The following is a 9,050-nucleotide window of genomic DNA, read 5'->3' on the forward strand; positions in this document are numbered from 1 at the left end:
GCCTGCTTGGTGCTGGGCTTGTCGAAGCCGTAGTTGTCGACGACGACGAGCTCGTTGTCGCGAAGCTTGCCGGAGAGGACGCCGCGCATGGCGAGCTTGATCTCCTTGTTGTTCAGGCGACGGTTGTGGGTGCGGGGGGTGGGGCCAAAGGGCACGCCGCCGCCGACCCACTGGGTGGCGCGGATGGAGCCCTGGCGGGCACGGCCGGTGCCCTTCTGGCGCCAAGGCTTGGCGCCGCCACCGGAGACCTCAGAGCGGCCCTTGGTGTCGTGGGTGCCCTGACGCAGGTTGCCGAGCTGAACGGTCACGACCTGGTGGATGACGGGGATGTTCGGCTCGATGCCGAACACGCTGGAGTCGAACTCGACGGTGTCAACCGCCTTGCCCTCCGCGTTCTTGATTTCGATCTTGGACATCATGTTCTCCTTGGTAGCCTAAAGGTTTGGTTGCTCTGGGCCCTTAGGCCATGCGGATCGAGACGAGGCCGTTCTTGCCACCGGGGACGGCACCCTTGACGAGCATGAGGTTCTGCTCAGCGTCAACGCGGACGAGCTTGAGGTTCTTGACCGTGACGCGCTCGTCGCCCATGTGGCCGGCCATGTGCAGGCCCTTGCGCACGCGGGAGGGGTAGGCGCACTGGCCGATGGAACCGGGCTTGCGCTGGTTGCGCGAGCCGTGCGTCATGGGACCGCAGGCGAAGTTCCAGCGCTTGATGGTGCCCTGGAAGCCCTTGCCCTTGGAGGTGCCGGTGACGTCGACGTTCTTGACCTCAGCGAAGTCGGCAACGGTGACGACGTCGCCCACCTTGTGATCCTCGCCGTTGGCGACGCGGACCTCGCGCAGGTAGCGCATGGGCTCGACGCCGGCCTTGGCGAAGTGACCCGCCATCGGCTTGTTCACACGGTTCTTCTTGATGCTGCCGAAGCCAATCTGAACGGCGTCGTAGCCGTCGGTGGCAACGGTCTTGACCTGCGAGACGACGCAGGGGCCGGCCTGGATGACCGTAACGGGGACGACGTTGTCGTCCTCGTCAAACACCTGGGTCATCCCGATCTTGCGGCCGAGGATGGTGCTGACCATACACGTTCCTTACCTTCGGTGGTCTTGGGTCACCCGCACGCCCCTTGCGCACGGCCCCAGAGGACCACGTCCTACAGACTGCTGCGCTATCAGGGCGTTGGCTGTGAGCCACGTGCCCCTCGCGTTGCCGGCGGAAGCACTGGGCTTCTCGAGCCCGTTCGAGGGATACGCCCGACTCCGTGGTTTGGAGACGACACAGCATGCCCCTAAAAACGCAGCCTGTCTAGTATACACAGCTCAGAGGCCCTTCACAATCTCTCTACCTCTCTTCGCGCGAGGTCATCGGTGGTGGTAGCACCCCTGCGGCCCTTCTTTTTATGTGCGAACATATTGCTATGTTGTTCTTACATTTTTAATGATTGGAGAGACATGCCCTATCTGAACTTCGAGAGTCACTACGACAAGGCCACCGAGATCGAGGTGGCGGGCGAGCATGCGTCCTGGGGCGGCTGGGAGAGCGTCCTGGGGGCGATCTGCGCCCGCGCCGCCCACGCAAAGGCGCACGTCGTCGCCATCGACTGCTACCCCGGCGTCGACGACGCCCTGCTCGGCCTTGTGAGCCAGCGCCTGGCGCCCGAGCTTGTGGTGGACATGCGCGGCCTGCTGCTGCCCCAGGAGCGCCTGAACGGCATTCTCTCGCCCTTCCTCACCGATGACCGCGTGCGCGGACGCATGTGCTTCATGCAGCTGAGCGAGTTCCTCGACGCCCAGAAGGTTGAGGATGCTCGCCGCCAGGTGGAGAAAGCCGAGGGGCTCGTGCTCGTCTATGGCGTGGGCGCCACGCTCGTGGCGGACACCGACCTTGCCATCTACGCCGACCTCGCCCGCTGGGAGGCGCAGCAGCGCTACCGCGGGGGCGCTCCCAACTACCTGCTCGACAACCCGGACGAGGACCAACTGCGCAAGGTGAAGTGCGGTTTCTTCGTCGAGTGGCGCGTGGCAGACCGCCACAAGTTCGACGTCATGCCCGAGTGCGACCTCTACCTCGACACGAACGACAGGGACAATCCTGCCATGGTCGAGGTCGAGGGCCTGCTCGCGGGCCTGGCACAGACCGCTCGCGCACCCTTCCGCCTCGTGCCCTCCTTCGAACCGGGCGTCTGGGGCGGCCAGTGGATGCGCGAGGTCTGCCACCTCTCGCCCGAGCCGCCCAACTTTGCCTGGGGCTTCGACGGCGTTCCCGAGGAGAACAGTCTCTGTCTGCGCTTTGGCGACGTGCGCCTCGAGACGCCGGCGATGAACCTCACCAAGCTCATGCCGCGCGAGTTCCTGGGTAGGCGCACCTACGCCCGCTGGGGAGCCGAGTGCCCCATCCGCTTTGACTTCCTTGACACGATGGGCGGCCAGAACCTGTCGCTGCAGGTACACCCCACCACCGAGTACATACACGAGCACTTTGGCATGACCTACACGCAAAACGAGTCGTACTACATCCTCGACACCGAGGATGACGGCGCCGTCTACCTGGGACTCAAGGAGGGTATCGACCCCGCCGCGATGGTCGCCGACCTGCGCGAGGCACAGGCGGGTGGGGCACCCTTCGACACCGAGCGCTACGTCAACCGCTGGCCGGCCAAGAAGCACGACCACTTCCTCATCCCGGCGGGAACGCCCCACTGCTCAAGCGCCGGCACGATGGTCCTCGAGGTGAGCGCCTCACCCCTCATCTTCACGTTCAAGCTGTGGGACTGGGGGCGCCTGGGCATGGACGGGCTGCCGCGCCCCATCCACATCGAGGATGGCAGGCGCGTCATGAACTGGGATTGCACCACCTCGTGGGTACGCGAGAACCTCGTGAACGCCTTTGAGCCCGTCAGCGAGGACGAGGCCTGCACCGTCACGCACACGGGCCTGCACGAGCTCGAGCCCGTCGAAACCCGTGCCATCGACGTTCGCACGTCCTACGAGGGCACGACCGCAGGCGAACTGTGCGTCTTCAACCTCGTGGAGGGCCAGCACGCACGCATCGTGAGCCCCGCGGGAGCCTGGGAGCCGCTCGAGGTGCACTACGCCGAGACGGTCTTCGTCCCAGCCGATGCGGGCGACTTCCGCATCGAGTGCCCCGAGGATGCCAGCGAGGTTCGCGTGCTCATGGCCACACCGCGCGCCTAAGAGGCTTATGGCCAATGGGCGGGCAGGCCCCCGCGCTCTCGAGCGCTATCCTTGATGCCCACGACAGAGAGGAGCCCGCATGAAGAGGCAGGGGTTTGCCCGCGTGACGCCCGGCATAGGCCCAAACGTTGGCGAGGAGGAGCTGAGGCAGCTCTGGGCAGACGGTGACGCAAGCATCAAGGGAACGCTCGTCAAGGACCTCTACGTCGAGCGCCTCGATTCGTACAGCGGCACCTTCGATGCCCAGAGCTGCGCATACGAGAACGCGCGCTTCGAGGGCTGCACCTTTGACCACGTCGATTTCTCGGACTCCACCTTTGCCGACGTCGAATTCAGGAGCTGCCGCTTCATCGCCTGCGAGATGAGCCGCTCCTGGCTCAACCGCGTCGACTTCGCCTCCTGCTCCGCTCCTGGCATCTCGTTCGAGAAGGGCCGCCTCACCGGCACCTCGGTCGCGGACTCGCAGATGAGCTACGCGAATCTCTCCGAGTGCAGCGTCATAGGCCTGCGCGTAAGGTCCACGAACCTCTCGGAGGCGTCCTTTGCCCGCGCCAAGCTTCTCAAGCTCGAGCTCGCTGACGTGGACCTCACGCGGGCGGCCTTCCACGGGGCGCCCCTGGGCGGCGTCGACCTTTCGGAGTGCCGCATAGCGGGCATTGGCCTTTCCGCAAACCTGCGTGAGATTCGCGGCGCCATCATCGACGAGACGCAGGCGATCGACCTGATGGGATACCTGGGCGTCAAGATCCGCGGGTACGAGCAGTAGGGGTTGGCGAGGGCTCGCCTCGATGGACGGCACGCAAGCCCTTATCGGGCCCCTCGTCCGTCTTCGAGCACGCACGCCGCGCTCTCCACCCTCGGTTACACGAACGAGGCCCGGGAGCCACATCCACAAGATCGCAAGCCACGCGAAGCAACCGCACAACGAGTCACCAGACAAAGAAAGCCCCCGAAGCAGCTTGGCTTCGGGGGCTTGCCTGTGAGCTAAAGAGACCTTAAAGCTTGATCTCGATGTCAACGCCGGCCGGCAGGTCGAGACGCATCAGCGAGTCGACGGTGCTGGACGTGGGCTCGAGGATGTCGATGAGACGCTTGTGGGTGCGCATCTCGAACTGCTCGCGGGAGTCCTTGTCCTTGTGCGGCGAGCGGATGACCGTGTAGAGGTTGCGCTCGGTGGGCAGGGGGATGGGGCCAGACACCTTGGCGCCCGTCTTCTGGGCGGTATCGACGATGAGCTTGGCAGACTGGTCAACGACCTCGTGGTCAAAGCCCTTGAGACGAATCCTGATCTTCTGAGTAGACACTTGGTACCTCCATCGGCAGGGGCGTGCGTGTCGTGCACGCCCCTGGTCGCATTATCTAAAGGGCCGTAGCTTAGGCGTTGCCGCCAGCCTTGCTGACAATCTGCTCGGCAACGGACTTGGGGACGGGCTCGTACTCGGCGAACTGCATGGTGTAGCTCGCGCGACCCTGCGTCTGGGAGCGCAGGTCGGTGGCGTAGCCGAACATCTCTCCCAGGGGCACCTTGGCCTTGATGGACGTGGTGCCGTTGCGGTCCTCCATGCCCTGGATGGCGCCACGGCGGGAGTTCAGGTTGCCCATGACGTCGCCGAGGTACTGCTGCGGGGTCTCGACCTCGACGTCCTCGATCGGCTCGAGCAGGACGGGGTCAGACTTCTTGAGGGCGTCCTTGATGGCCATGGAGCCGGCAATCTTGAACGCGGCCTCGGAGGAGTCGACCTCGTGGTACGAACCATCGACCAGGGTCACCTTGATGTCGACGACCGGGTAGCCGGCGATGACGCCGCTCTCGAGCGCCTCCTGAATGCCCTTGTCGATCGAGGGGATGTACTCCTTGGGGACGACGCCGCCCACGATGGCGTTGACGAACTCGTAGCCCTTGCCGGACTCCTGCGGCTCGATGTTGATGACCGCGTGACCGTACTGACCACGGCCGCCGGACTGGCGGACGAACTTGCCCTCGGCCTTCTCGACCGCGTGACCAGCGGTCTCGCGGTAGGCGACCTGCGGCTTGCCCACGTTGCAGTCAACGTTGAACTCGCGCTTCAGGCGGTCGACGATGATCTCGAGGTGCAGCTCGCCCATGCCGGCGATGATCGTCTGGCCGGTCTCCTGGTCGGTGTGGACCTGGAAGGTCGGGTCCTCCTCGGCGAGCTTGGCCAGGCCAACGCTCATCTTGTCCTGCTCGGCCTTGGTCTTGGGCTCGACGGCGACGTCGATGACCGGGTCGGCGAACTCGATGGACTCGAGGATGATCTGGTGAGCCTCGTCGCACAGGGTGTCGCCCGTGGTGGTGCTCTTCAGGCCCACGGCGGCGACGATGTCGCCGGTGGAGCAGGACTCACGGTCCGTACGGTCGTGGGCGTTCATCTCGAGGATGCGGCCCAGACGCTCGCGGGTGCCCTTCGTGGCGTTGTACACGTAGGAGCCAGCCTCGGCGGTGCCGGAGTAGACGCGGAAGTAGGTCAGCTTACCGACGAACGGGTCGGTCTGGATCTTGAAGGCCAGGGCGCTGAACGGGGCCTTGTTGTCGGCCTCGCGGGTCTCGGTCTCCTTGGACTTGGGGTTGGTGCCCTCGACCGCGGGGACGTCGAGCGGGCTGGGGAGGTAGTCGACGACGGCGTCGAGGAGCTCCTGGATGCCCTTGTTCTTGTAGGCGGAGCCCACGAAGACGAGGTTGAGCTCGTTGGCGATGACGCCCTTGCGCAGGGCGGCCTTGAGCTGCTCGACCGGAATCTCCTCCTCCATGAGGATCTTCTCCATGAGGTCGTCGTCATAGTTGGCGGCGGCGTCGAGGAGCTCCTCACGCTTGGTCTGGGCGAGGTCGGCGAACTCGGCCGGAATCTCGTCCATGGCCTCGGGGTAAATCATGCCCTTGTCGTCTTCCTTGAAGTCCCAGGCGGTCATGGTGACCAGGTCGACGAGGCCCCAGAACTGGTCCTCGGCACCCATCGGGATCTGGGCGGCGATGGCGTTGGCGTGCAGGCGCTCCTTCATCGTGTCGATGGCGTGGAAGAAGTCGGCACCGATGCGGTCGTACTTGTTGATGAAGGCGATGCGCGGGACGCTGTAGTTGTGGGCCTGACGCCACACGGTCTCGGACTGCGGCTGGACGCCGGCGACGGCGTCGAAGACGGCGACGGCACCGTCGAGGACGCGCAGGGAGCGCTCGACCTCGGCCGTGAAGTCAACGTGGCCCGGGGTGTCGATGATCTGGATGACGGAGTTCTTCCAGAAGCAGGTGGTGGCGGCGGACTGAATGGTCACGCCACGCTCCTGCTCCTGAACCATCCAGTCCATGGTGGCGGCGCCATCGTGGACCTCACCGATCTTGTGGGTCTTGCCGGTGTAGTAAAGGATTCGCTCGGTGGTCGTGGTCTTACCGGCATCAATGTGGGCCATGATGCCGATGTTGCGCATGTCCTTGAGCGTGTACTTGCTCTTTGCCATGAGTGTTTTCCCCTAACCTTAGCGCTTACCAGCGGTAGTGCGAGAAGGCGCGGTTGGCCTCGGCCATCTTGTACATGTCCTCACGCTTCTTGACGGAGGCGCCGATGCCGTTGGAGGCGTCGATGATCTCGTTGGCGAGACGCTCGGCCATGGTCTTCTCCTTGCGGGAGCGGGAGAAGGTGACGATCCAGCGGATGGCCAGCGTGGTGGCACGACGGGAGTTGACCTCCATCGGGACCTGGTAGGTGGCGCCACCAACGCGCTTGGGCTTGCACTCGAGGGTCGGGCGGACGTTGTCCATGGCCTTCTTGAAGACGGCCAGGGGATCGGACTCGGTCTTCTCCTTGACGAGGTCGAATGCACCGTAGACGATGCGCTCGGCGACGGACTTCTTGCCGTCGAGGAGGACCTTGTTGATGAGCTGGGTCACGAGACGGTTGTTGTAAACGGCGTCCGGCGTGACCTCACGGCGGTGATTAGCAGATGCACGACGCGGCATAGTGGAACTCCTTCAAAACTTGCCCTGCTAGGGGCGGGAATTACGAACGGGGTGCGACCTAGCCGCGCTTGGCGCCGTAGCGCGAGCGGGCCTGCTTGCGGTCCTGGACGGCAGCGCAGTCATAGGCGCCACGGATGATCTTGTAACGCACACCAGGGAGGTCACGGACACGGCCGCCGCGGACCAGGACGATGGAGTGCTCCTGGAGGTTGTGGCCCTCACCCGGGATGTAGGCGGTAACCTCGATGCCGTTCACGAGACGCACACGAGCGACCTTACGAAGAGCCGAGTTCGGCTTCTTGGGGGTCGTGGTGAAGACGCGGGTGCAGACGCCACGCTTCTGGGGGTTGTGCTTAAGGGCGGCGTTCTTCGACTTGCTCTTGATCGTGGTGCGGCCCTGACGAACCAGCTGGTTAATAGTAGGCAAAGTCTCTCTCCTTCATACCTAACTAGACCTGTGCGTTTGCCTATTTGAGGGCGGCGCGACATACGTCACCCCGAATTGGCGCAAGTTGGTAGATTACTCGTGGTAAAAGTATCTGTCAAAAAGCCACGGTGCCGGGCGTATCCATCTACACATTCCGGGCATATGAGAATCGCTGGGCACCTCTTCCCCATCGCTATGGACGGCCGTGTTACTGGCCCAAAGTGTCTATTTCCGACTTGGAGAACTCGATTATAGGCAGATGACGTCAGCAACGCGATGACTTACGCGCTGCGAGGACGGGCGTACGCATCCACCTGGCGCCTTTTGCCGCTTCCGAAGGACAAGCCCTCGATGCGCGAGACCAGGCCGCCCATAAAAAAGGAGGCACCGCCTGGGTGTCTCCCTTTTGTCTTCTTCGAGATCCTCGAGCGAGGCGTCTACTGATTCTTGGGCGGACGGCCCCTCTTGCGTGGTTTGAGGGAGTCCTCACCCTCATTGCGGTATGTGGCGCACCAGCGGAAGAACGCGCTCTTGCTCTTGATGTCGTACGTCCTCATGGCCTCGGATGAAGTCATGCCACCCTCGAGGTGTGCCTTGACCGCATCCCTCTTGGTCTCGAACGGATACGAATTCCTCGAATCACCCTTCATTACAGGCATAGCCCCCCCTTCAAAGCTACGCAGCTGCCGTATCAATAGTTCAATCTTATATGAAAACAGAGGCCGCAGCGTAGAGCTGCGACCTCTATATCAAACTATTTTGCGAACGGTTACAACCGGGCCCTAATCGTCGGAATCCATGGAGCCATCGTGACGAACGACCTGCGAGAGCAGGGCGTCGAGCGACTCGAGGCCCTCGTTGATGACGTCACCCTTGGGCTCGTCCTTCGACGAGGCGCCGATGAGCTCGTCGTCGGCGTAGTGGTGCGAGGGCGTCGCAGAGGAGCCAAGCATCACGTCGGAGTCGGCGTCGGGCGAGAAGACCATGTTCAGCAGCTGCGACAGGTCCTCCTCGTCGGCGACGGCGTTGTCGTCGGGCTCGAGGATGTAGAGCAGGCCACGGGCCTCGAGGCCCTCGCGAAGCTCCTCGATGGCCTTGGCGCCGATGCCGTCGATGTGCAGCAGGTCATCCTCGGTCTTGCCGATGAGGTCGCCCACGGTCTCGATGCCAACCTCGCCGAACTTGTTGGTCCAGCGCTGCGACACGCCAAGGTCGTCGAACAGGTAGAGCTTGGCGTCCTCGGACGAGAGCGTGCGGCCGTTCTTGGAGTACACGCTGCCGTAGCCGTAGTCATCGCCCACCCAGTCGAGCTGCTGCGGGAGCTTCTCCTCGACTTCCTTGAGGGTGTCGGGGGCCCACTCAGGCAGGACCTTGTCGGCCGGGTCGGTCGGGCCGGAGATCTTCTGGCCGTGGTAGGTGAGCTCGACGTCGCCGTAGGCGGACAGGCCGGTGCCGGCGGGG

The 9,050-nt window shown here is 63.8% G+C and carries 10 protein-coding genes; 2 read left to right on the plus strand and 8 right to left on the minus strand.

The window, feature by feature from the left end:
* On the minus strand, positions 1–416 hold a 416-nt coding region (rplD, locus tag AC1VTH_RS04565), incomplete at its 3' end, for a 50S ribosomal protein L4 (protein ID WP_481334940.1).
* A gap of 43 nt (positions 417–459) precedes the next feature.
* Positions 460–1,080: a 50S ribosomal protein L3 gene (gene rplC, locus AC1VTH_RS04570; RefSeq protein WP_293673101.1), complete on the minus strand. Its 621-nt coding sequence runs from the start codon at positions 1,078–1,080 to the stop codon at positions 460–462.
* A gap of 369 nt (positions 1,081–1,449) precedes the next feature.
* Between rplC and AC1VTH_RS04575 the strand changes: the two genes are divergently transcribed.
* Entirely contained in the window at positions 1,450–3,192 is a 1,743-nt protein-coding gene (locus AC1VTH_RS04575; RefSeq protein WP_481334942.1) for a class I mannose-6-phosphate isomerase, read from the plus strand.
* 79 nt (positions 3,193–3,271) lie between these two features.
* A complete protein-coding gene (locus AC1VTH_RS04580; RefSeq protein ID WP_481334943.1) occupies positions 3,272–3,958 on the plus strand; it encodes a pentapeptide repeat-containing protein in 687 nt (228 codons plus the stop codon).
* A 229-nt stretch (positions 3,959–4,187) separates the two neighbouring features.
* Here the strand turns inward: AC1VTH_RS04580 and rpsJ are convergent, their stop codons facing one another.
* The 6 genes from rpsJ to AC1VTH_RS04610 all read right to left on the minus strand — a co-directional run.
* Complete coding sequence (gene rpsJ / locus AC1VTH_RS04585; protein WP_293673098.1) at positions 4,188–4,496, minus strand: 30S ribosomal protein S10; 309 nt, start codon at positions 4,494–4,496, stop codon at positions 4,188–4,190.
* A gap of 70 nt (positions 4,497–4,566) precedes the next feature.
* The gene (fusA, locus tag AC1VTH_RS04590; protein WP_481334945.1) at positions 4,567–6,663 is read right to left on the minus strand and encodes an elongation factor G; all 2,097 of its coding nucleotides are present in this window, start codon (positions 6,661–6,663) and stop codon (positions 4,567–4,569) included.
* Positions 6,664–6,688: 25 nt separating this feature from the next.
* Entirely contained in the window at positions 6,689–7,162 is a 474-nt protein-coding gene (gene rpsG, locus AC1VTH_RS04595) for a 30S ribosomal protein S7 (RefSeq protein WP_293673096.1), read from the minus strand.
* A gap of 58 nt (positions 7,163–7,220) precedes the next feature.
* Positions 7,221–7,589 (minus strand): 30S ribosomal protein S12, encoded by a 369-nt coding sequence (gene rpsL / locus AC1VTH_RS04600; RefSeq protein WP_293673095.1) that lies wholly within the window; start codon positions 7,587–7,589, stop codon positions 7,221–7,223.
* A gap of 437 nt (positions 7,590–8,026) precedes the next feature.
* Positions 8,027–8,248 carry a helix-turn-helix domain-containing protein gene (locus tag AC1VTH_RS04605; protein WP_293673094.1) on the minus strand — a complete coding sequence of 74 codons (222 nt, stop codon included), beginning with the start codon at positions 8,246–8,248 and terminating at the stop codon, positions 8,027–8,029.
* 123 nt (positions 8,249–8,371) lie between these two features.
* A partial coding sequence (locus AC1VTH_RS04610) for a DNA-directed RNA polymerase subunit alpha C-terminal domain-containing protein (protein ID WP_481334947.1) occupies positions 8,372–9,050 on the minus strand: 679 nt, incomplete at its 5' end.

The sequence above is a fragment of the Parolsenella sp. genome, from assembly GCF_982402205.1.